This window comes from Aquamicrobium terrae, assembly GCF_052978165.1.
Genome location: NZ_JBRKLZ010000002.1, coordinates 730,371 through 753,825 on the forward strand (window position 1 = coordinate 730,371; position 23,455 = coordinate 753,825).

Below are 23,455 nucleotides of genomic sequence, written 5' to 3' on the forward strand. Positions count from 1 at the left end.
CGCCGGAACGCTTTCCCGACCGCAAGGAATTTCCGGATGCTCCGCTACATTTCTTTCGCCGACGATCTGTCGGCGTGGTTCGGCAAGGTGTTCGCGTGGGGCGTAATGATCATGACGCTCGGCGTGAGCTATGAGGTGGTGGTGCGCTATTTCTTCCGCGCCCCGACCTCCTGGGCCTTCGACCTCAGCTACATGCTCTACGGCACGCTGTTCATGATGGCGGGCGCCTACACCCTTTCGCGCGACGGGCATGTGCGGGGTGACTTCATCTACCGGCTGTGGAAGCCGCGCACCCAGGCGTGGCTGGAGCTGGTGCTCTATCTGATCTTCTTCTTCCCCGGGGTGACGGCGCTCATCTTCTCGGGCTGGAAATATGCCGAACGGAGCTGGCGCTACATGGAGGTCAGCTCCAACAGCCCGGCCGGCGTGCCGATCTTCCAGTTCAAGACGGTCATCGTCGCGGCCGGCATCCTGCTTTTCCTGCAGGGCGTCGCGCAGGTCTTCCGCTGCATCGTCTGCATCCGCACCGGAGAGTGGGTAAAGGCGGCCGAAGATGTCGAGGAACTGGACAAGGTGCTCCTGGAGACAAAGAGCCTCGATGTGCTGAAATCCGGCTCGGAGGCTATCGATTTGCCGCCGGGCCTGGTCCAGCCGCATGAGGGACGGCCAGATGAAAAACGGGATGGAGACAGCCGATGACGGACGCACATATCGCTGTCGGGATGCTGCTTATCCTGATACTCGCCATCTTCCTCGGCTTTCCGGTCGCCTTCACGCTGATGGCGCTGGGCGTCGGCTTCGGATACTACGCCTATTACGATATCGGCCGCATGTGGCGCGCCTACAACCGCGCCGTCGAATCCGGTGCCGACACCTACACGCAACTGGAAAGCTGGATCGGCGGTTTCTTCAACAACCGTATCTTCGACCTGTTCGTCAACCAGACCTATTCGGTCATCCAGAACGATGTGCTCACCGCTATCCCGCTATTCCTGTTCATGGGCTACATCGTGGAGCGCTCCAACATCGTCGACAGGCTGTTCTCGACCCTCTACATCGCCACGCGCAGGCTGCCGGGATCCATGGCAGTGGCGGCTCTCGTGACCTGTACGCTGTTCGCCACCGCCACCGGCATCGTCGGCGCGGTGGTCACGCTGATGGGCCTTCTGGCCCTGCCGGCCATGCTAAAGGCAAAATACGATGTCCGCTATGCGACCGGCGTGATCTGCGCGGGCGGCACGTTGGGCATCCTGATCCCACCCTCCATCCTTTTGATCGTCTATGCGGCCACTTCCGGCATATCGGTGGTGCGCATGTATGCGGCCGCCCTCCTGCCCGGGCTGCTGCTGGCCGGCCTCTACTTCGTCTATGTGGTGAGCCGCGCCGTCCTGCAGCCGCGCCTTGCGCCGCGCCCGACCAAGGAGGATGTCGGCGACTATTCCACGCTGCAGATCACCTGGATGATGATCACCTCCTTCGTGCCGCTCGCCTTCCTCATCCTTGCGGTGCTGGGTGCCATCCTGTTCGGCTTCGCCACGCCATCAGAGGCAGCAGCCATCGGCGCGCTCGGCGGGCTCCTCCTTGCGCTGGCCTACCGTGCGCTGACCTGGCAACGCCTGAAGGAATCGGTCTATCTCACGGCACGGACATCGGCGATGGTGTGCTGGCTGTTCGTCGGCTCGGCGACCTTCGCCTCCGTCTTTGCCTATCTGGGCGGGCAGCAGCTCATCAGCGATTTCGTCACCGGGCTCGACATGTCGCCGCTGATGTTCCTGATCATGGCCCAGATCATCATCTTCATCCTCGGCTGGCCGCTGGAATGGACGGAGATCATCGTCATCTTCATTCCGATCTTCATGCCGCTGCTGCCGCATTTCGGCATTGACCCGCTGTTTTTCGGCATCCTGGTGGCGGTCAATCTGCAGACGGCCTTCCTGTCACCGCCAATGGCGATGTCCGCCTATTATCTGAAGGGAATTTCTCCGCCGTATGTGAAGTTGACCGATATCTTCCTCGGCATGATGCCCTATATGGCCATCGTCATCCTGTGCATGGTCATCATGTATGTGTTTCCCGGCATCGTGTTCTGGCTGCCGAACGCTGTTTACGGAGGATAGCGATGTCGAGAAGCAGGCTCTTCGCCATCTGCGCCTTTGTCGCGCTGGCCGTGTTCTGCGGCATATTGGTGCGCTTCGTGCCGCGCGCCGACCTGACGATCGTGCTGCTGATCGGGCTCGGGCTGGCCGCCTACGACATATGGGACCAGCTCTTCCGAAAACGCCGGCCCCCGCCTTCACGACCTGGTTGATGTTGGTCGCGAGGTTCCTTCGCTGCAAGTGGGCGAGAGCCCCACGGCTCAACGATGAATTTTTGAATGGCCGATGCCGTGCTCAGCCACCACCGGTGCGTAACACTATACGACGACCTTGCAGCCACCAACCTTGATGCGCGGATAATCGTAGGTGTTTACCTTGGATGTCGCATATCCCGCGCCGACCAGCGCCTCCGCCACCTTGATTGCCGCAGTTACGCCGTCGATCACCGGAATACCCGTCGCCTTGTTCAGACGTGTACATAGCAGGGACATGCCGGCGCAGCCGAGGATGATAGCCTCAGCGCGGTCCTCCTGTTTGGCGAGTTCGATTTCCTGTCTCAGCAGCCGTTCGGCCTCCACCGGGTCTTCCTCGAGACCGAGTACCGGCAGATTGATGGCCCGCACCTTCCGGCAATGGCGCTCCGCGCCGTAATCGCTTACCAGATCTTCGATGATCGGGACTGAGCGCGGCAAAGTGGTGACGATGGAAAAACGACGGCTGATTGTCATCGCCACCTGTACCGCGGCCTGACAGATACCGATGACCGGCCCCCGGGCGACCTCGCGCGCGGCATGCAAGCCCGGATCGTCGAAGCAAGCGATAATATAGGCGTCTACACCCTGCCCTTCCCGCTTCCTGATTTCTGCCAGCATGCCGGGAACCGCCATGGCCTCATCGGCACCGCCCTCGATGCTGACCGGCGTATCGGTGGGGTTGGAGGCCGAAAGCCGGGTGTCGGCATGTTTCACCGACAGCGCGCTTTCAAGTGCCTGCGCGGTCATCGAAGGGGTCGAATTCGGATTGATGAGATGAATATGCATGATGAATTCCCGAATGCCTGTCGTGGACGCCTATTTCCGCGCCTGAACGACTTCGGCGATTGGTGGGGCCTTCAAAACGAACTGCCGATCTGAGGCGATGTAGTTGTCGGCATGAAGCCGGGCGATAGGCTGATAGTGCTCGGCGTTGACATAGCGTCCGTTCGTATCGAGGCAGTCACGACGCACATGCATGTGCACCACCTCACCCAGAACCAGCGTGCGGCGGGGATAGTCGATCAGACGCTCCACCCGGCATTCGAACGTGCAAGGCGCTTCCGATGGATAGGCGACGTCGATCTTGCAACACGAGGCGGACTTCAATCCGGCCATTTCCAGTTCATCGACCTCGCTGTCGAAGCCGAGCCCGCAGACCAGCATCTGCTGCGATAACGCCATGTCCACCATGGTGATGGCGAATTCGCCGGTCCGGCGGACATTGACCATCGTGTCCTTTTGCTCGCCATTGAAACGCGGCTGGATGCCAAGCACGACGATGGCGGGATCGTGGGAAAAAACATTGAAGAAGCTCATGGGCGCGGCGTTGCTGCGCCCAGTCGCCGACCGGGTCGTGACAAGGGCTATCGGACGCGGCCCGATGAAATTCGTCAGCAGCCGGTAGCGGTCCTGCGGCTCAAGCACTTCAAAATCGAATTCCATGACGGCCTCAAATGTCGATTTTATAATCTACAATAATTTTCTATATTGTCGACAATCTTGCAACCAGAATAAATCGCCAGAGTTGACATTTTCGTGCGTATCGCACTTGGCTATCGTGCAAGGAGAACAGAGCATGAGCGAACAACCAGCAGTCCCGGTTGAACAGATTGTCGAGAAAGTGTGGCTATCCATCGCGGAACGGCGGCTGCGTCCCGGCGTGCAGCTCAAGGAGGAGCAGATGGCCACGATATTCGGTGTCAGCCGGGCCCGCATCCGCCAGGCTCTTGCCGCTCTGGAGCGGGACGGACTGGTTACGATCATCCCGAATCGCGGTGCTTTCGTCTGCAAGCCTTCCGTCGAGGAAGCACGCGATGTGTTCTTCGTGCGCCACGCCGTCGAAAGATGCACCGTGGAGCGGCTTTGCGCCTCTGTGTCGAAGGCCGACCTCAAGCGGCTCCACGACCACGTCGCGCGCGAACGGATCGCCAATGCCGAGGACAGCACCAAGGACATCATCAAGCTTTCCGGCGGCTTCCATCTTCTGCTGGCCGAACTGACGGGCTCCGATTTCCTGTTCGCAACCATGCGCGACCTCATCGCACGCAGCTCGCTGATCACGGCGGTTTACCGCAACACCACGCGGTTCAATTGCGGTCCGGACGAGCACGCCGACATTGTCGAGGCGATCTCGGCGAAACAGGCCGCGAAGGCAGCACATCTCATGGCGCATCATCTGGAGCATGTTGAATCCGAACTGGATCTGAGCGAAATACGCGATCTTTCACACGATCTGCGCGCCGCCTTGGCATGAATGCGGGAAGGCCGGTTATCGGCTTCCGGCATCGGGTTCAATCAATTCGCATCCGTTCCCTCCCCGACCAGATGGCAGGCGACGCGTGTGCCATTGGGCAAGGCCTGCATTTCCGGCGCTTCCGCCGAACAGCGAGCCAGGGCGAAGGGGCAGCGTGGATGAAAAGTGCAGCCGGATGGCGGTTTAAGCGGGCTGGGCACTTCCCCGACTGCCGGTTCCCGGTTACGGTTCGGCGCCTCGATGTTCGGGATCGTCTGCAGCAGAAGCTGCGTATAGGGGTGGCGCGGCCGCGCGAACAGCTCCTCCGTATCCCCTTCCTCGACGATGCGCCCCAGATACATCACTGCGATGCGGTCCGACATATGGCGCACCACGCTCATGTCGTGGCTAATGAAGAGATAGGTCAAGCCCAGTTCGTCCTGCAGACGGCGCATCAGGTTCAGCACCTGTGCTTGCACCGACACGTCGAGAGCGGACGTCGGCTCGTCGCAGACGAGAAATTCGGGCTCGCTCGCCAAAGCGCGGGCGATCGAGATGCGTTGCCGCTGGCCGCCCGAGAACTCATGCGGGAACTTCTGGCCATCTGACGGCGAAAGTCCCACGGTCCGCAGTAGCTCCTCCACGCGGTCCGTCACCTCGGCCACGGTCTTGCGCAATTTCAGTTCCCGCAGCGGTTCTGCAATGATGTTCTTCACCCGCCAGCGGGGATTGAGCGAGGCATAAGGATCCTGAAAGATCATCTGCGCCGTCAGCGACACGCCCTTCTTTCCCGGAGCGAACCGCATTTCGCCGCTTGTCGGCCTGTGCAGACCGGTGACAAGACGCGCAACGGTGGATTTTCCGCAACCGCTTTCGCCGACGATGCTGAGACAGCCGCCAGCGGGCACCGTAAAGCTGATATCGTTCACGGCCTGCAGGTATTGCCTTGGCTTGCGCTCCACCACCCGGTTCAGCCAGGGGGCCGAAACATCGAAGGTCTTGACCAGCCCGGAGACAGTCAGGGCCGCTGTCTTTCGCGACGGGTTCATCATGCAGTCCCTCCTGCGTTCAGCCAGCAGGCACTCGTGCTGTCGCCAACGATAATGAGTTCCGGCCGTTCACGCCGGCAGCGCGGGCCGGCCATCTTGCAGCGCGGGTTGAAGGCGCATCCGTCAGGGATGGCATCCAGTCGCGGCATGGAACCGTCGATCTGGTGGAGCTTTTCGACACGGGCGCCGAGCGACGGAATCGAGGCCATCAGCCCCTGCGTATAGGGATGGCGCGGCTGATGCAGCACTTGCTCGACAGGTCCGATCTCGATCAGCCGGCCGGCATACATGACCGCGATACGGTCCGCCGCCTCCGCGATAACGCCCATATCATGGGTGACGAGCATGACGGCGGTCTGCTTCTCCTTGCACAGCTTGCGCAGGAGCGAGATGATCTGCGCCTGGATGGAAACGTCGAGCGCCGTGGTTGGCTCATCGGCGATGACCAGTTTTGGTGAAGCCGCAAGCGCAAGTGCGATTACGACGCGCTGGCGCATGCCGCCGGAGAACTGGTGCGGATATTGGTTGACCCGCTCTTCCGGCGAGGGAATGCCGACATCGCGCAGCAACTGCACAGCGCGCGCACGCGCCTCCGTCTTGCCCAGTCGCAGATGCTGCCGGATGGTTTCGGTCAACTGCGCACCCACGGTGAACAGTGGATTGAGCGATGTGAGTGGGTCCTGAAATATCGCCCCAATCTCACGGCCGCGAATTTGCTCCATGGCACGGTCGTCAAGTGTATCGATACGGCGCTTACCGAGCCAAATCTCGCCGCCGGCGATATGGCCCGGCGCTTCGAGCAGCCCTTGAATGGCCAGCCCGGTCATGGATTTGCCGGCACCGGATTCGCCCACGACGCCAAGAATCTCGCCCGGCCGGATCGACAGGCTCACATCCGACAAAGCCGTGACCGTGCCGTGGCGACCGGGGAAGTCCACACGAAGGTCCCGGACCTCGACGACGGGTTCCTGCAAATTACCCATTGACGCCTCCTTCTACCGGATAGCTGGGCGGAAAGATCTCGGCGACCGGAGGATGGTTGAAGCTACGCTCGGGGTATTTCGCGACCAGCCCGTCATATTGCGCCTGCGCCTGACGGCGGGCCTCGTCCATGTCGAAACCAGCAAGCTTGCGGTCGAACATGGAGAGGCGTCCATCCACAAAGACGGCGCGGGTGATCTTGCCCGAACCGCCGGTTACAATGGTGGTGATCGGGTCGATGGAAGGGGCCATCGCCGTATCGTCGAGGCTGAAGACGGCGATATCGGCCCGGGCACCCGGCGACAGATGGCCGAGATCGGCACGGCCCAGCGCCTTCGCACCGCCGACGGTCGCCGCGTCGAACAGATCGGCGCATCGCAGACCGTCCGGGGCGGCATCGGCGACCCGGCCCGTGATGAGACCAGTCAGGAGGTTCATCAGCATGTCGGGGGGCGTGGTGTCGGTGCCCATGGCGATGTTGATGCCGCGCGCGCGGCAGGTGGAGAAGGAACGCAGGATCGAGCCGCCACGGCCGGACACCAGTGGGCAATGCACGATGGAAACGCCGTTCTCAGCATAGAGGCCGAGGTCTTCGTCAGTGGCGTTGGTGGCATGCGGTGCGATGAGGCGGTCGGAGAGAAGCCCGTGCTTCGCCAGCCAGACCGGCGCGGTCGATCCATGCAGCGCGCGCACCGTATCGACCTCCATCGCGCCCTGTGCCATATGCAGGCGGAACTTGCAGCCGAGATCGCGTGCGGCCGCGTCGGTACGCTGCAACAGCGCCAGCGTCGAGGTTTCCACCCGATCGGGCGCCAGCATGCCGCGCACCAGATCGCCATGGCGTCCGTTCTGGCGTTCGATATAGGCAATAGCATTCTTCAGGCCCTGAAAGCCGCGTTCCTCGTCGAAGACCGGCACCATCCGGCCCGGCTCCTCCAGCACCATGCCGCCGGAGCGGTAGGCGGGGCTGAGATAGACGCGCAGGCCGAGGTCGCCCGCAGCCTCTGCTGCGGCATCGAACTCGGCGACCGTCTCACCCCATTCGCGGTAGAACAGCGAGGCGATCGGCGCGGCGGTGGTGATGCCGTTCAACAGAAGCTGACCGAAAGCGAAGCGCTTCTGAAAAGCCAGCTCCGCTTGCGTGTACATTTCGTATGGGCCGGCCTCGACGTAGGACCGCGGCCAGACACGACCCTTGGCCCAGCCGGGATGGTTGTCGATGCCGAGGATCGTCGTGTCGAGGTCGGACAGCGCATCGAGATCAATCAGGCCCGGACTGATCAGCGCATTGCCGAAATCGATGCGACGATCCACCTCTCCGGGGAAACCATGCCCGACGAACAGAACCTCGCCATTTTCAAAGACGACCTCGCCCTTCTTCAGAAGCCGGTGACCGCCATCCTTGTGGCCGACCACCCAGCTTGCCGTAATCAGCGTACGTCCTTCAGGCCTGCGGCCGGGCACGAGACCGTCGAAACCCTGCGTCATCACGGCATCCCCATCACGGCAACGCCCTGACGGGCCGTGACCTGGCCGCCTTTCACGACCAGCGGGCGTGGCGCGACATCGACCACCGCATGGGCCAGCGTCTCGCCGGTCAGCAGGGTCAAATCGGCGTTGCAGCCGACATCCAGGCCGTAATTCTTCAGCCGCATCACATCTGCCCCGCCCTGCGAGACGATACGCAGCACATGTTCCAGATCCTGGTCCGAGCGCACGCCGTTCTTCATGCCGATGACCTTGGCGCGATCCAGCATGTCGGGTTGCCCCCAGGGGCCCCATGTGTCGCGAATGCCGTCGCAGCCGCCGCCGATGCGAACGCCGGCCTCCTTCAGCCGCTTGATCGACGGCACCGTGGCCGAAGGCGCACCGGTGGTGAGGATTGCAACATCGAGAAGTGCGATCTGCTCGATCAGTTGGCCGACGCGCAGGTAATCGTTCATGCCCAGCGCGAAGGCGTGGCTGATCGCGACCCGGCCCTCCATCCCATTGGCACGGATGCGCTCAAAGATCAGCTCCATCGTAAACGCGCCGAGGTCACCCGTCTCATGCAGGTGAATGTCGATCGGCACGCCGTGTTTCATGGCGAGCGCGAACAGGATGTCGAGTTGGCCCTTCGGATCGCGGTCGATGCCGCAGGGGTCGATGCCGCCGAGCACTTCGCAGCCCTGCCGCAACGCCTCGTCGAGCAGTTCCACCATACCGGGCATGACCATCACGCCCGACTGCGGAAAGGCGACAATCTCGATATCGATGATGCCCTTCAGTTTCTCGCGTGTCTCCCACACACCCTCGACCAGCGAAAGGCCGTGGGTCGGATCGATGTCGACATGGCTGCGGATATGCGTGCTGCCATGGGCAACCAGGCCGATGGCGTGGCGCATCGACTGGCGATGTGGATCGATGCCGATCTCGAGGCGATGCTCGCGTTCGAAATCGATACGCTCGCGCAGGATCGCGGCGCGGTTGTTGACATGCCAGGGCATGCCCCATGTCGTCTTGTCCAGGTGAGTATGCGCATCGATCAGTCCGGGAACGACGATGGCATAGCCGCCATCTTCCACCGCCATGCCCGGGTCTGCTTCAAACCGCCCGAAACCGGCGATCTTGCCGTCCTTGATCAGGACGTCGCAGACTTTGCCCGCCATGGGCCGGACATTGCGGAGCAACAGATCGTGCATGGAACTACCTCAGTTTCGGGTTGAGAGCATCGCGCAGCCAGTCGCCGAGCATGTTCACCGCCACCACCAGCAGGCAGAGCTGGACAACGGGAAAGAGCACGATCCACCAGGAACCGGAGAACAGGAACTGGTTGCCGATACGGATCAGCGTGCCGAGTGAAGGCTGGCTGGGCGGCATGCCGATGCCGAGGAACGACAAGGTCGCCTCGGTGAGGATCGCCATGCCGAAATTGAGCGTCGCCGCCACCATGATCGGGGTCAACGTATTGGGCAGGATATGCCGGGCCATGATGCGGCGGGCCGTGACACCGATCAGCCGCGCAGCCGACACATAGTCCTTGCCGGTTTCCACAATGGCTTGCGCGCGAACCGTGCGGGCATACTGAACCCAGGCAGAGAGCGCGATGGCCAGAATGAGCACGGCCGACGCGCCGACCTCGCGCAGGCTGACCGGCAGCATCTGGCGTACAACCGTCGAAACCAGAATGGCGACAAGAATGGTGGGGATCGACAGGGTTATGTCACCGATGCGCATCAGCAGGTTGTCGAGGAACCCGCCGAAATAACCGGATATCAGGCCGGCGCTCATGCCGATCAGCAGCGACAGGGCCACCGAGGCGATACCGATGACGATGGAGATGCGCGTTCCGTAGAGGATGGCCGACAGCATGTCACGCCCTTGCGTGTCGGTGCCGAGGAGATAGGGCCATTCCCCGGTCTCTTCCCAGACCGGCGGCAGCTCCGCCTTCCACATATCGAGCGCCGCGCCGTCATAGGGATTCTGCGGTGCAATCAACGGTGCCAGCAGCGCGGTCAGGATCAGGATTGCAAGCAGCACAGCGCTGGCCATTGCCGTCTTGCTGTGCGTGAATGACCACCATAGGTCGCTATTGCGAATACGCTGCAGGAGTGGGGGGCGCGAAGGCCGGGTGGCGGCTGGGGTGCGGGAAACTTGGCTGCTCATGGAAATGGACTCGCCGTTCGTTTCAACGTGCAGTGCGCAAGCGGGGATCGATTACCGCATAGGCAATGTCCACCAGCGTGTTGAGCACAACGAAGATGAAGGAAATAATGCACAGGTAGGCCGCCATCACCGGAATATCGAGGAAGGTGACGGCTTGTATGAACAGCATGCCCATGCCCGGCCACTGGAACACGGTTTCAGTGATGAGCGCGAAGGCGATCAATGAACCGACGTTCATGGCGGTCATGGTCACGACCGGCATCAGGCAATTGCGCAGCGCATGGCGGAAATAGATGCGCCAGCGTGGAATGCCGCGGGCGCGGGCAAACTTCACATAGTCCGAGCGCAGCACTTCCAGCATTTCAGCGCGCACAAGGCGCATCACCAGCGTGACCTGATAGAGAGAGAGCGCGATAGCCGGAAGCAGGATCGCCGCGCGGCCCGAAGGGGTGAGCAGGCCCGTCGACCACCAGCCGAACTGGACGACATCACCCCGCCCGAAGGCCGGGAACCAGCCCAATGACACGGAAAAGACCAGAATGAGCAGAATGCCGACAACGAAGCTCGGCAGGGACACGCCGACAATGGAAAGAAACTGTAGGCTTTCCGTATACCATTTTCCGCGCTTGATCGCTGTCAGCACGCCAAGCGGCATGCCGAACAGCAATGAAATGACGGTTGCGACCAGAACAAGCTCCAGCGTCGCGGGAAAACGCTCTCCGATGAGGGCAAGCACGTCCTGACCGTTGCGGTAGGAAATACCGAAATTGCCCTGCGCCGCATTGACCACGAACCGCGTATATTGCGTCAACAAGCCGTCGTTCAGGCCAAGCCGCTCGCGCAGATTGTCGCGATCCTCCTGCGTCATCTGTTCATTGGCCATCATTTCGACGGGATCGCCGGCCAGCCGGAAGATCAGAAAGGCGAGCAAGGCAACGGCCAGCATGACCATGACGGCGTTCGCCATACGCTTGATGATGAAAACCAGCATGGAAGTCCTCGGGTAACGGGGGCTTGGTAAGTCTCCTTGCCCCCGGAGCTCCGTGATTGGATCAGTCGGCGAACTGCGTCAGCCAATGACGCGGCTTGTTGTCCGGCAGTTGCACGATGTGAGCGATGTTGCCCGACATGACCCATGCCATGGGCTGTTGATGCAAGGGCAGCATGATGATCTCCTCCTTCACCTTATGCAGGGCCTCGGTCTGAAGCGCCAGACGCTTGGGGCGATCCATTTCGGTTGAAGCCTGCACGATCAGCTTGTCAATTTCTGGGTAGCTCCAGCCGCCCCAGTTGAAGACGCCGGCGTTTGCAGACTTGGTCTGGATCATCTGAAGAAGGATCGAATAGCTGTCCAGCATAGGCTCCGTCGCCCAGCCGATGAGATAGACATCGGCCAGGCCGCCGGTGCGCTTGGGCGCCTGCGCGGCGGTCGGCGCGATGTCGAGCTGTGGCTTGAAGCCGGCGCGGCTCAGCATGTTTACAAGCCCTTGGCACAATTCTTCCTCATTCACATAGGCGTCGGTCGTACAGACCAGCGTGAACGGCAGATCGGCAGCGCCAGCCTCCGCCAGGAGCTTCTTCGACAGATCCGGATCATAAGGCAGCGTGGTGTCCAGCTCCGCCACATAGCCCGGGATTTCGGGCGCGACGATGGCCCCTGCCGTGCGCGACTTGCCACGCATGACGCGCTTCTGGATCAGGTCACGATCGAGCGCATGGGCGAAAGCCTGACGCACGCGCAGATCATTGAACTTGTTGTCCGCGCCATTGGCCAGCTTGGGCTTGCGGTTGAAACCGACCATGATCGTGCGCAAATCGGTGCGTTCCATCACTTTGAGATCGGGCTGCGCCTGCAAGCGCGGCAGATCCTGGGATGGCGCGCTTTCGGTAAAGTTGATCTCACCGGAAAGAAGCGCCGCCACGCGCGTCGCCGCCGAGGTGATCGGCGTGAACTCGATGCGATCTATGTTGGAATTCGAAGACTTGTCCCACCAGTCAGCGCTCTTCACCAGAACGGTCTTGGAATCCGGCAAGCGACTTTCCAGTTTGAACGGGCCGGTGCCGTTGGTGTTGTAGGTTGCGTAGCCCTCAATCTTCGCGCCCACATCGGTCGGCTTTTCGGAATTGTTGTCCTTCAGCCATCCGGCATCAAAAATGTGGATGTTCGTGAGGTCGTTGAGAAGCAGCGGATAAGGCCCGCTCAGCTCTATGTCGATCGTATGGTCATCGACCTTGCTCGAAGATTTGTAGGCCGGCAGGTTGCCGCGGAGCGGCGAAACCGGGTCGCTTACCCGCTTCAGCGAAGCCAGCACGTCGTCGGCGGTGAAATCCGCGCCATCGTGGAACTTGACGCCCTTGCGCAGATGAAAGCGCCAGACGGTTTCAGAGATGTTCTCCCAGGATTCCGCCAGCGCCGGCTCGATCTTCAACTCGGCATCGTATCGCACCAGGCCTTCGTAGACATGGTTGAGAAAGGCCAGCGTATAGCTGTCACCGTATGAGTAGGGATCGAGCGAATAAATATCGCGGGCCGCCCCCCATTTCAGCGTTTCTGCGTGGCTCGACAGGGTAAGCCCCGCCAGTATCGTGGCCGCGAGGCCCAGCTTCTTCAACATCGATTTGCTCCGCTTCTGGAAACCTGCGCCTCCTTTGCGGAGGTCTGCTTCTTTATGCAGTCAGTATGGCAGCCAACAAAAAGTTGTCAACTAGATTGTTGACAATCTTATGCCATTTGATTGTCTCCTATGTTGACAACATGCCCCTGTCCAAAAAGGGGCTGGCTGAAAAACCAGTTTCATGTCGTGCCGCATAACAAAAGAGCGCCTTACCGGGGCAAGGCGCTCCTTGTCGGAGATGCGAAGGGCGCGGCCTACTCAGCCATTTGCGTGTGCCAATGGCGCGGCTTGTTATCGGCACGGAAGTCGACGCTTTCAATCTTGTCCAGCATCGCCCAGGCAATCGGCTGCTGGTGAAGCGGGATCAGGATCGCCTTGTCCTTGGCGATCTTGAGGGCCTGCTCCTCCAGGGCGAGGCGCTTGGCGTTATCCGGCTCCTGGGCAGCCTTCTTTACCAGTTCGTCAAGCTCGGGATAGGACCAGCCGCCATAATTGGAGACACCGGTCGAACCGCTGCGCGTCGAGAGAACCTGCGACAGCAGCGAATAGGCATCGAGCGTCGGCTCGTTTGCCCAGCTCAGATTGAACATATCGGCCTTGCCGTTGGTGCGCTTCGGCTGCTGCACGGCACGCGGTCCCATGTCGATTGTTGGCTGGAAACCGCTGCGCTTGAGCATGTTTGCGATGCCCGAGCAGAAATCTTCCTCGTTGATGCTCTCGTCGTTCATGCATAGATAGGTGAAGGCGAGCCCCGTCTGGCCAGCTTCCTCGAGAAGCTTCTGGGCACGTTGCGCATCTACCGGCTGGTAGGTATCGAGCGCCGCCGCATAACCGGAGATTTCCGGTGCAATGAGCGAGCCCGATGGCCGCGCCAGACCTCGCATCACCTTCTGGTTGATGAGGTCGCGGTCGATGGATGCCTCCACTGCCTGTCGCACCCGGACGTCCAGGAACGGGTTTGGACGACCGTCCTCAAGCTTCTCCTTGCCGTTGAATCCGATGAAGACGGTGCGCAGTTCTGTGCGCTTGCTCACCTTGATGCCCTGAGACGACTCCAGACGCGGCAGATCCTGAACCGGAGCGGAATCCACCAGGTCGATCTCGTTGGAAAGAAGTGCGGCCACGCGTGTCGCTGCCGAAGAAATCGGGATGTACTCTATACGCTCCAGATTGTGTTTCTTCTCATCCCACCACTGGTCGTTGACCAGCAGAACGGTCTTTGAATCCGGAACGCGGCTTTCCAGCTTGAACGGACCGGTGCCGTTCGTGTTGTGCGTGGCGTAGTTTTCCGTATTGGACGCGATATCGGTCGGCTTCTCAGCGTCGTTGTCCTTCAGCCACTGAGCGTCGAACATGAAGATGTTGGTCATGTCGTTGAGAAACAGCGCCGTAGGGGCCGAGACTTCGACATCGACCGTATAGTCGTCGATCTTCTTGACGCCGACATAGAGCGGAATGTTGCCGCGCAACGGCGAAGTCGGGTCGGAAACGCGATTCATCGATGCGACCACATCGTCTGCGTTGAAGTCCGCCCCATCGTGAAACTTTACGCCCTTACGCAACGTGAAGCGCCAATATTTGTTGTCGACCAGCTTCCACTCGGTCGCCAGCGCCGGCTCGATCTCGAAATTGGGCCCGTAACGGATCAAGCCCTCGTAGATGTGATTGAGGAAAGCCAGATTGGACGTGGAGGGAACCGAATCCGGATCGAGCGAATAGATATCCGCGCGACTGCCCCACCTCAGCGTGGCCGCATCGGCCCGCGTTGCGATCGCTGGCAACGCGATGGCCGCCGCCGTCAGCATGGAAGCAACAAACCTGTTCAAGCGCGACATGCCCTCTCCCTCATATCGATAACAATCCTGGTTCACTGATGGGGCGGATGGATCGAAGTATCGAGGCCATAAATTTTATTGTCAACGAAATTGTTGGCAATTATCGTTACAAACATCGACAAGCAGGGAGGCAGCCAAAGCTCTGCCACGCCAGATGGAAGTTGGGGAAGAGGAGAACAGGATGGATGGCTATCTTCTGCTGCATGGCACGATCGTAACGGTCGACGGCCAACGCCGCATCATCGGTGACGGGGCGCTGGCGATATCCGGCACCAGGATTGTCGATATCGGATCATCGGATCGACTGGTCGCGCGCCATCCCGGAAAGAGGGTGCTCGACTGCCGCGGCAAGATGATCATCCCGGGCCTCATCGATGCCCACGGCCATGCCGGACATTCGCTCATCCGCAGCGTCGCCGCCGATACCAATGCGCTATGGATGCACATCGTCACCCCAATGTACTACCATTACGTCACCCGTGACTACTGGTATGCGGACGGCCTTGTATCGGGTCTGGAAAGGCTGTGCGCAGGCGTGACGACGTCGGCCAGCATCATCACATCCATGCCACGCAGCGACGATCCGGCCTTCGCGATCAACCACGCACGCGCCTATTCGGAACTGGGCTTGCGCGAAATCATCTGTGTAGGCCCTGCCGGCCTGCCCTGGCCGCAGAGCGTAACACGCTGGGAAAGCGGCAAGCCCGAAAGGCATGCCGTTTCGTTCGAGGAGATGATCGAAGGTGCGGAATCCGTCATAGAGACGCTGAACGGCACTTCGGAAGGCCGCATCAAGGTCTTCCTAACGCCGTTCACCATCGTACCTTCTGTTGAACCTTCCAACGCTTCGACGCCCGACTGGGCGGTCAAGCTGACCGAAAACGACCGGATGCAGGCGCGGCGAATTCGTGAAACCGCGCGCAAATGGGGGGTACGCATCCATTCCGATGCCTTCGCCGGCCAGATCCGCATGGCTTGGCAGGACAAGGAGAATGCGCTGCTGGGCTCCGATGTGCATTTGCAGCATTGCTGGGGCATTTCGCATGAAGAGATAGACATACTGGCCGAAACGGGCACCCACGTCACCCATGCGCCGCCCGGGCGTTCAACTCCGATCATGGAGATGATGGCGCGCGGCGTACCGGTCGCGATCACTTCGGACGGGGCGGCACCAAGCCGGCATTTCGACATGTTCCAGATCGCACGCTCAGCACAATCCACCCAGCATATCCTGCACAATCATGACCGCTACATCCTGCCGCCCGGCAAGATCTTCGAAATGATAACCATCGATGCGGCCAAGGCCATCGGCATGGATGACGAGATCGGCTCCCTCGAAATCGGCAAGAAGGCCGACATCGTCGTTATCGACATGCGCAAGCCGCATCTGACGCCCAACTGGATGCCGGTTCACCGGCTGGTTCATCAGGTTCTCGGCAGCGATGTGGATACGGTTTTCGTCAATGGAAAAATCCTCATGGAAGACGGCATTGTCCTGACCGCCGACATGCATGAAGCCCTGGCATTCGGCGAGGCGGAAGCAAAAGCCCTCATGGAGCGAGCCGGCCTGCAGGCGCACATGCACGAACCAGGCTGGGGGCAATTGCAACGTACGTTCACTGAGCCTGTGGCCCCGCCCTTCCCGCCACAGGTCTGACACGCCGAAAAATGCGGTCCCGGCGCGACCTTCGTGGTCGCCGCCACGCCGCCGATTGCGTCTCCCGGAGATCGGTTTCTGGGTTCATCGAACGATGAGAAACAATCCGCTGGCAATGGCGAAGGTCAGGACGCCAAGCCGGAGCCCGCGTCCGCCGATGCGATGGTGTGCCAACCGGGAGACGGCGCTTCCAAGCAGGACCGGCGGTGTCAGGTAGAGCGCGGCCAGAAGCTGCTCGGAGCCGATGCGCCCGGAAATGGCCAGGACGATCAGCGACATGACCTCGCCGACGAAAAAGCAGAGCGCCACTGTTGCCCGCAAGACCGGTGCCCCGGCGTGCTGGTAGAGCAAGGCGAGCGGCGGGCCACCGATGCCGGTGGCGGTCTCGGTGACGCCCGTGAACAGGCCCACACCCAGCGCGCTCGGCTTGTTGGGCGAAAAAGGCGGGGCGACCAGGGCAGCCCCGGCAGCGATTACGGTGAAGGCGCCGACAGCAAGATCGAGCTGGTCGAGCGATAGGGCGGCCAGCAGCCAGAGACCGGCGAATGTTCCCGCGAAGCGGCCGATCGTGATCCATGTCGCGCCCGACCAGTCGACATGCTCGCGCTCGCGCGCCGCGACATGCAGGTTGAGCGGCAGCATCAGGAGAAGCAGGGTGACCGGCAGCAGGTCAGGCTTCAGCATGCCGACAACCGGCGCGACGATCAGCGCGAAGCCGATGCCAAGCGTGCCCTGGATGAAGGCGGAGACGAAGGTCACGGCCGCCAGGATGGCGATAAGGCTCAAGCTCATTGATAGTGTCCGAGACCGCGATGGGCTTGCGAAACCGGGTGGATGCGCTGGATCGGCGCCTTGGCGATGGCCGCGGCCGTATCGCCGCGCACCTCCGCCAACAAGGCCCGCGCATCCCAATCAACAGGCCAGCCTTGCCAAAGCCGAAGCTGCCCGGCCGTGAAGACGGCGTCGATCTGGTCGCGGTTGCCGTAGCGGACGAGTTCCCACATCAGATCGTGCGAGGGCGTGAACTCCGGCCGATCGAGATCGACGAGCAGGAAATCGGCGGCAAGGCCCTCGGCGATCGAGCCGGTCACACCGGACAGGCCCGCGGCATGCGCGGCGCCTGTCGTCGCCCGGTCGAGCCAGAGCCAGCCGCCGCCGCAGGACGAGTCCCCCGTGGCAAGGCCGAAGCCGGCACGCTGCAAGCCTTCGCCGGCATCCATCAGCCGGAAGCCGTCGGCGCGCGTTCCGTCCGTGCCGAGCCCGAAGCGGATGCCGAGCGCCGCCATCTGGAGCGCCGGGGCGACCGCGTTGCCCTTCCACAGGCTGGCCACCGGATTGTAGGCGATGGCGGTATCGGTCTCCCGCAGCAGATTGAGTTCGTGCGGCGTGATGAGCGTCGAATGCGCCAGCAGGACCTGGGGGCCGAGCGCCCCGAGATGTGCCAGATGCTCGATCGGCCGGCGCCCCCGCGCCACGAGCGAGCGCTCGACGGCGACGAGATGTTCGTTGACATGGGTCTGGAAGACCACGCCGTTTGCCGCCGCCATGTCGGAGACCGCCTTCAGCATCCCGTTGCTCGCCGCCTCCGGAATGGAGATCGCCAACGACGGGTGGATCAGCGGGTCATGCCGGTAGGCCGACAGGTGGTCCTCGGCCTGGCGCAGGATGACATCCGGTTCCGGGATCTGCGCGGTTCCGCCAAGATCGTTGCAAATGAAACCGACGACGCTGCGAAGCCCGACCTCCTTTGCAGCCCGCACCAGCGCGCCGATATGGCCTTCCGAACGGGTGCCGGCGTCGACGGCGGCGGTGAAGCCGCCGCGCAGGCATTCCAGCGCCGCGAGCTTTGCCGAGAGATAGACCATACGCTCGTCCAGGCTGCCCTCCAGCGGCACCCAGATCCGCCGGAAGATCTCCGACGGCTCCCCGAAGACCAGCGACTTGCCGAGCGATTGGGTCAGGTGCGTGTGGGTGTCGACAAAGCCGGGCATCAGCAGATGGTCGGGCAGATCGACCGGCGCAAGCTCCGGATGATCCCGGACCACGGCTTCCGCCGTGTCGACCCGGTGGAACATTCCGGCACGCACGACGACCGCCATGCCGGTGCGGGGGCCTTCCGGCAGCAGGACACGGCCGGGGCGCAGGAGAAGGTCACCGGCTCCGGACAGTTTCTCGCGGATTGCGCTCACTCGTTTGCTCCTTGGGCGGTGGATCGCAGGGAGGGCACCGCCTCTGCGCGATGCTTGTCGACACCGTTATGGGAAAAGAAGGCATTGACGATGACGGCTGTGATGGTGCCGGCGGCAAGCCCGTTGCCGAGGATCATCTGGACCCATTGCGGGAACTGGCTGTAGACGCCGGGCACCAGGATCGGGAGAAGCCCGATCGACAGGGCCGCAGCCAGGGTGAACATCGGCCCGTGCTCGCGCAGGTCGACACGGCGCAGAAGATCAATGCCGATGACGCCGATGATGGAGAAGACAATGACCGCCGTACCGCCGACGACGGGTTCCGGCAAGGCCGTCGCCATCCGTCCGATCGGCGCGACCAGGGCGATCAGCACCAGGATGGCGCCGGCCATCGCCGTCACGTAGCGCGACTTGACGTTGGTCGCCCGCACGATGCCAACATTCTCGCCGCTGGTGATGATCAGGGAGGTGCCGAACAGGCCGCCGACCAGCGACATCAGCGCATCACCACGAATGGTCGCCGGGACGATCGCATGCGCATCGCCGCGGCGGCCGGCGATTTCGGCCGTCGCGATGGTCTGACCGGTCGCTTCCGCCATGGAAATGATCGAGAACACGATGAGCGGAATGGCGGCGATGACATCGAATTTCGGCATGCCGAAGGGGAAAAGCTGCGGAACGGCAATAACCGGACCGGCAAGCACGCCGGACAAATCCATATGGCCGAGGGCAAGCGCCACGAGCGAGCCCGCCACGAGGCCCAGCATGACAGCAAGGCGTCTGAGCGTGCCGGAAAAGACGCGCGCAGCGACAATGGTGAGAACGATGGTGAGCAGGGCCAGCCCGACCTCAACCGGCGCGGCAAAGCCTTCGGTTCCGGGCTTGCCAGTGATCGTCACGCCGTAGATGCGCACTAGGTTGACCGAGACCAGCAGCAGCATCGTTCCCACGACGATGGGCGGGAAATAGCGCAGGAGCCGGCGAAACACCGGCAGCGCGATAAAATAAAACAGTGCCGTCATAATGACGGCGCCCACAGCCGTCTGAACGTCTGTCTGCTGCGCGATCGCCAGGAAAATGGCGATCGGCGCCCCGCCGGGCACCATGATGAAAGGCAAGCGCGCACCAAAACCCTTCGGCCCGAAACTCTGCAACATGGAGCCTACGCCGCAGACGAAGAAAGTGGCGCTGATGAGCGAAACCGTCACGGCATCGGAAAAGCCAAGCGCCTTGCTCACGAGAAAGACGGCAGTGATGGGCGACGCCGCCATCACCAGCACATGTTGCAGGCCGAACAGCACAAGGCTGCGTAATGGCAGTCTTTCGTCGGCCGGATCGACAACTCCATTCATTTTATTATGCATGTTTCCTCCTCCCGGCCTCCTCAAGCCGTGTATGCAAATCGTTTTGCATAGCAGATTCCGTAGCACAGTTTTTGCCTCGTGCAAATCGTTTTGCGTAGCTGCCAACGGCGTGCTAGGACAAATTTCGCTGGAGGCATCATGGGGAAACCGACAATCGCCGACCTTGCCAAGGCGGCAGGCGTATCCGTTACCACCGTATCGCACGCGTTCAGCGGCCGGCGCTATGTCGAACCGGAAACACGCAAGCGCATCGAGGCGCTCGCCCACGAGATCGGCTACCGCCCCAATCACCGGGCTCAGCGTTTGCGAACCGGCCGGGCAGGGTCGATCGCCCTCGTCTCATCCATGCCTTTCGCCGTGGCTGCCGGCCCTTCGCGGCTGGGTTTCTTGATGGAGATCGCGGCCGCCGCCGCCGTCACTGCCTTTTCGCGTGGCATTTCCCTTTGCCTCGTGCCGCCGCTCGGGCCGCGCGACAGCCTCGAGGCGCTCGAAGTGGATGGCACCATCGTCGTCGAGCCGGAACGCGACGATCCGGTGCTGGATTTCTTTTCTGATCGCGGTGTGAATGTCGTCTGCATCGGACGCGCGCCCGGGCGAGACGACCTTCCCTTCGTGGATTTGCAGAGCGGAGCGACGGCGCATCTTCTGCTCGACCACCTGTTTTCAGGTGGCGGCCGCGTCGGCCTGATCACAGGTCTGCAAAGGCGCAATTCCTATATCGAGATGGAAGCCGCCTATGCGGAGCGCATGGCGCAAGCCGGCTCCTCACCCCTTGCCATCCGCGTCGATGAACGGGGCGGCGAACAGGCCGCGGCCGAGGCAGCCGAACGCCTGCTGCGGGCAGAGCCCACCATTTCGGCCCTATGCGTGCCGGTCGACGCCTTTGCGACCGGCGTCTTGAGTGCGGCGCGCACCATGGGGCGCAGGGTCCCCGAAGACCTTCGGCTCGCCACCCGTTATGACGGCATGCGCGCCAAGCTGGCCACGCCTCCCCTCACCGCGGTCGATCTCCATCTGGACCATGTGGCGGCTGCAGCGGTCGACCTGCTCCTGGCCCGCCTGGGGCAGACCAGCGCCGAACCAGCCGTTATTTCACCCCCAAGCCTGGTGCTGCGCCCCTCCTCGGTGATGTCGCTGGAAACAGACTGAGCGCGACTCATCACAATGACGATTAGCGCGAATTGACCCTCGGCCTAAGAAGGCCCGCATAAGCAAGCCATCGGTCTGTGCCAGATCGGCTGCAATGCTGATGGTGATCGCCTCAACAGGGCAGGTTAATGCCAAATGGTGAACATCACGGACCCCGATAGGTGTATCCATACATTTTGTTGTGATGTAAGGCCGCCCCATGCGGGATCCGAAAGTCGAACGCAGCACACATCATGCTGCTCGCGAACCTTCCGACACCATGTGCGATGTTCACAGACTGATGTCAATTGGCCGATCCATGATCAACTGAACGTCATTCCACCGTCACCTGACGCGATCTCCGTTTTGTGAAGGGAACCACTGGGGGTATCCTGTAGTTGATAGGATGGGAGGCCGGCTTCCGGACCGGCTTGATGTGAGGCAGCCATGACCCAGAAAAATACCGACGTCTTCGAACTTTTCTCGGAGATCTATGCCAATGCGGCCCAAGAGGAGATGAGCCTCCAGCAATACCTTCTGGCCTGCCGTGAAGACAAATCCCTGTATGCCTCCGCACCGGAGCGAATGGTCGAGGCGATCGGCGAACCGACATTGGTCGACACCAGCAAGGATGAGCGGCTGGGCCGGATTTTCTCGAACAGGACGATCAAGCTCTATCCCTCCTTCGCCGATTTCTACGGCATGGAAGACACCATCGAACGCATCGCCGGCTATTTCCGCTACGCCTCGCAGGGGCTGGAGGAACGCAAGCAGATCCTCTACCTGCTCGGCCCGGTCGGCGGCGGCAAGTCATCGCTGGCGGAGCGGCTGAAGAAGCTCATGGAGGAGCGGCCGATCTACACGTTGAAGGTCGGCAATGCGGTCAGCCCCATCTTCGAATCGCCGCTCGGTCTGTTCCATCCCGAGCGCATGGCCGATCTCCTGGAGGACAAATACGGGATCGCGCGGCGGCGGCTGAACGGCCTGATTTCGCCATGGGCGGCCAAGCGCCTGGACGAACTGTCCGGCGATATCTCCAAGTTCAGCGTGGTCAAGCTGATGCCGTCGCGGCTTCGCCAGATCGCCATCGCCAAGACCGAGCCCGGCGACGAAAACAACCAGGACGTTTCGGCGCTGGTCGGCAAGGTCGACATAAGGCAGCTCGAGAATTTCAGCCAGTCCGATCCGGACGCCTATTCCTACAGCGGCGGCCTGAACCGCACCACGCAGGGGCTGCTCGAATTCGTCGAGATGTTCAAGGCCCCGATCAAGGTTCTGCATCCCCTGCTGACCGCGACGCAGGAAGGCAGCTACAACGGCACCGAGAATTTCGGCGCGTTTCCGTATCAGGGCATCGTGGTGGCCCACTCAAATGAATCGGAATGGCTCCAGTTCAAGAACAACAGGAACAACGAGGCATTCCTCGACCGCATCCTGGTGGTCAAGGTGCCTTATTGCCTGCGCATCACAGAAGAGCGGCAGATCTATGAAAAGCTGTTGCGCGAGAGCGAACTGGCCGGTAGCCCCTGCGCGCCGGAGGTGCTCGACATTCTCAGCAGGTTCACGGTTTCGACCCGGCTGGCAGAGCACGACAACTCGCCGCTCTACACGAAGATGCGCGTCTACGACGGTGAAAATCTTAAGGAAATCGATCCCAAGGCAAAATCGGTCCAGGAATACCGCGATGCCGCCGGCGTCGATGAGGGCATGACCGGCGTCAGCACACGCTTCGCCTTCAAGATCCTGTCGCAGACGTTCAACTACGACACCAAGGAGGTGGCGGCCGATCCGGTCCATCTGATGTATATCCTCGAACAGGCGATCAAGCGCGAACAGTTTCCGAAGGAAGCGGAAGCCGCCTATCTCGACTTCATCAAGTCGGAACTCGCGACGCGCTATGCCGAGTTCATCGGCCACGAAATCCAGAAAGCCTATCTGGAATCCTACAGCGAATACGGCCAGAACCTGTTCGACCGCTATATCGCCTATGCCGACGCCTGGATCGAGGATCAGGACTACAAGGACCCCGATACCGGCCAGATCCTCAACAGGGACGTTCTCGACAACGAGTTGTCGCAGGTCGAGAAGCCGGCCGGGATCGCCAACCCGAAGGACTTCCGCAACGAGGTGGTGAAATTCACGCTGCGGGCGCGAGCCAGGAACAACGGCCGCAACCCGGCATGGACCAGCTACGAAAAGCTGCGCGAGGTGATCGAGAAACGGATGTTCGGCCAGGTCGAGGACCTGCTTCCGGTGATCAGCTTCGGCTCCAAGCAGGACAGCGTGACCGAGAAGCGGCATACGGAATTCGTCCAGCGCATGGTCGAGCGCGGCTACACCGAGCGGCAGGTTCGCCGGCTTGTGGATTGGTACATGCGGGTCAACAAGGCCGGCTGAGGCCAGCGGGGG

At 61.6% G+C, this 23,455-nt stretch carries 20 protein-coding genes; 7 read left to right on the forward strand and 13 right to left on the reverse strand.

Annotated features, from left to right (window positions below; translation table 11 throughout):
* The first annotated feature begins 36 nt into the window (after positions 1 to 36).
* Genes ACVCNR_RS20660 through ACVCNR_RS20670 form a run of 3 tightly spaced genes read left to right on the forward strand, consistent with a single transcriptional unit; the run spans position 37 to position 2,308 of the window.
* The gene (locus ACVCNR_RS20660; protein ID WP_354199456.1) at positions 37 to 699 is read left to right on the forward strand and encodes a TRAP transporter small permease subunit; all 663 of its coding nucleotides are present in this window, start codon (positions 37 to 39) and stop codon (positions 697 to 699) included.
* Entirely contained in the window at positions 696 to 2,117 is a 1,422-nt protein-coding gene (locus ACVCNR_RS20665; RefSeq protein ID WP_354199454.1) for a TRAP transporter large permease, read from the forward strand. Before ACVCNR_RS20660 ends, ACVCNR_RS20665 begins: the two co-directional genes overlap by 4 nt.
* Positions 2,118 to 2,119: 2 nt before the next feature.
* On the forward strand, positions 2,120 to 2,308 hold the full coding sequence (locus ACVCNR_RS20670) for a hypothetical protein (RefSeq protein ID WP_447076291.1): 189 nt from the start codon (positions 2,120 to 2,122) through the stop codon (positions 2,306 to 2,308).
* Between the two features lie 105 nt (positions 2,309 to 2,413).
* On the opposite strand, the gene ACVCNR_RS20675 is transcribed toward ACVCNR_RS20670, so the two are convergent.
* The gene (locus ACVCNR_RS20675; protein ID WP_354199451.1) at positions 2,414 to 3,136 is read right to left on the reverse strand and encodes an aspartate/glutamate racemase family protein; all 723 of its coding nucleotides are present in this window, start codon (positions 3,134 to 3,136) and stop codon (positions 2,414 to 2,416) included.
* 30 nt (positions 3,137 to 3,166) lie between these two features.
* Positions 3,167 to 3,793, reverse strand: coding sequence for a flavin reductase family protein (locus ACVCNR_RS20680; RefSeq protein ID WP_447076292.1), 627 nt, complete (start codon positions 3,791 to 3,793; stop codon positions 3,167 to 3,169).
* Positions 3,794 to 3,926: 133 nt separating this feature from the next.
* On the opposite strand from ACVCNR_RS20680, the gene ACVCNR_RS20685 reads away from it, so the two are divergent.
* Positions 3,927 to 4,604 carry a GntR family transcriptional regulator gene (locus tag ACVCNR_RS20685; protein ID WP_354199447.1) on the forward strand — a complete coding sequence of 226 codons (678 nt, stop codon included), beginning with the start codon at positions 3,927 to 3,929 and terminating at the stop codon, positions 4,602 to 4,604.
* Positions 4,605 to 4,645: 41 nt separating this feature from the next.
* Here the strand turns inward: ACVCNR_RS20685 and ACVCNR_RS20690 are convergent, their stop codons facing one another.
* The 8 genes from ACVCNR_RS20690 to ACVCNR_RS20725 form a co-directional block, all read right to left on the reverse strand.
* Positions 4,646 to 5,635 (reverse strand): ABC transporter ATP-binding protein, encoded by a 990-nt coding sequence (locus ACVCNR_RS20690; RefSeq protein WP_354199445.1) that lies wholly within the window; start codon positions 5,633 to 5,635, stop codon positions 4,646 to 4,648.
* On the reverse strand, positions 5,632 to 6,615 hold the full coding sequence (locus ACVCNR_RS20695; protein WP_354199443.1) for an ABC transporter ATP-binding protein: 984 nt from the start codon (positions 6,613 to 6,615) through the stop codon (positions 5,632 to 5,634). Before ACVCNR_RS20695 ends, ACVCNR_RS20690 begins: the two co-directional genes overlap by 4 nt.
* Positions 6,608 to 8,101 carry an amidohydrolase family protein gene (locus ACVCNR_RS20700; protein ID WP_447076293.1) on the reverse strand — a complete coding sequence of 498 codons (1,494 nt, stop codon included), beginning with the start codon at positions 8,099 to 8,101 and terminating at the stop codon, positions 6,608 to 6,610. The genes ACVCNR_RS20695 and ACVCNR_RS20700 overlap by 8 nt, the downstream gene beginning before the upstream one ends.
* Complete coding sequence (locus ACVCNR_RS20705) at positions 8,101 to 9,294, reverse strand: amidohydrolase family protein (protein ID WP_447076294.1); 1,194 nt, start codon at positions 9,292 to 9,294, stop codon at positions 8,101 to 8,103. The genes ACVCNR_RS20700 and ACVCNR_RS20705 overlap by 1 nt, the downstream gene beginning before the upstream one ends.
* Positions 9,295 to 9,298: 4 nt before the next feature.
* The gene (locus tag ACVCNR_RS20710) at positions 9,299 to 10,258 is read right to left on the reverse strand and encodes an ABC transporter permease (protein ID WP_447076295.1); all 960 of its coding nucleotides are present in this window, start codon (positions 10,256 to 10,258) and stop codon (positions 9,299 to 9,301) included.
* Positions 10,259 to 10,280: 22 nt separating this feature from the next.
* Positions 10,281 to 11,249, reverse strand: a complete 969-nt coding sequence (locus ACVCNR_RS20715) for an ABC transporter permease (RefSeq protein ID WP_354199435.1) — start codon at positions 11,247 to 11,249, stop codon at positions 10,281 to 10,283.
* Between the two features lie 61 nt (positions 11,250 to 11,310).
* Complete coding sequence (locus ACVCNR_RS20720; protein ID WP_447076296.1) at positions 11,311 to 12,873, reverse strand: ABC transporter substrate-binding protein; 1,563 nt, start codon at positions 12,871 to 12,873, stop codon at positions 11,311 to 11,313.
* A gap of 254 nt (positions 12,874 to 13,127) precedes the next feature.
* On the reverse strand, positions 13,128 to 14,708 hold the full coding sequence (locus ACVCNR_RS20725; protein WP_354199431.1) for an ABC transporter substrate-binding protein: 1,581 nt from the start codon (positions 14,706 to 14,708) through the stop codon (positions 13,128 to 13,130).
* Positions 14,709 to 14,889: 181 nt separating this feature from the next.
* Between ACVCNR_RS20725 and ACVCNR_RS20730 the strand changes: the two genes are divergently transcribed.
* The gene (locus ACVCNR_RS20730; RefSeq protein ID WP_447076297.1) at positions 14,890 to 16,365 is read left to right on the forward strand and encodes an amidohydrolase family protein; all 1,476 of its coding nucleotides are present in this window, start codon (positions 14,890 to 14,892) and stop codon (positions 16,363 to 16,365) included.
* Between the two features lie 84 nt (positions 16,366 to 16,449).
* Here the strand turns inward: ACVCNR_RS20730 and ACVCNR_RS20735 are convergent, their stop codons facing one another.
* The 3 genes from ACVCNR_RS20735 to ACVCNR_RS20745 are packed head-to-tail and all read right to left on the reverse strand — an operon-like array spanning position 16,450 to position 19,906.
* Positions 16,450 to 17,157 (reverse strand): sulfite exporter TauE/SafE family protein, encoded by a 708-nt coding sequence (locus tag ACVCNR_RS20735; protein ID WP_354199427.1) that lies wholly within the window; start codon positions 17,155 to 17,157, stop codon positions 16,450 to 16,452.
* Positions 17,154 to 18,554: an amidohydrolase family protein gene (locus ACVCNR_RS20740; RefSeq protein ID WP_447076298.1), complete on the reverse strand. Its 1,401-nt coding sequence runs from the start codon at positions 18,552 to 18,554 to the stop codon at positions 17,154 to 17,156. The genes ACVCNR_RS20735 and ACVCNR_RS20740 overlap by 4 nt, the downstream gene beginning before the upstream one ends.
* Positions 18,551 to 19,906: a uracil-xanthine permease family protein gene (locus ACVCNR_RS20745; RefSeq protein ID WP_447076299.1), complete on the reverse strand. Its 1,356-nt coding sequence runs from the start codon at positions 19,904 to 19,906 to the stop codon at positions 18,551 to 18,553. The genes ACVCNR_RS20740 and ACVCNR_RS20745 overlap by 4 nt, the downstream gene beginning before the upstream one ends.
* A gap of 150 nt (positions 19,907 to 20,056) precedes the next feature.
* Here ACVCNR_RS20745 and ACVCNR_RS20750 point away from each other — a divergent pair, with 150 nt between their 5' ends.
* On the forward strand, positions 20,057 to 21,067 hold the full coding sequence (locus ACVCNR_RS20750; protein WP_447076300.1) for a LacI family DNA-binding transcriptional regulator: 1,011 nt from the start codon (positions 20,057 to 20,059) through the stop codon (positions 21,065 to 21,067).
* Positions 21,068 to 21,493: 426 nt separating this feature from the next.
* Positions 21,494 to 23,443: a PrkA family serine protein kinase gene (locus tag ACVCNR_RS20755; protein WP_354199399.1), complete on the forward strand. Its 1,950-nt coding sequence runs from the start codon at positions 21,494 to 21,496 to the stop codon at positions 23,441 to 23,443.
* Positions 23,444 to 23,455: the final 12 nt, after the last annotated feature.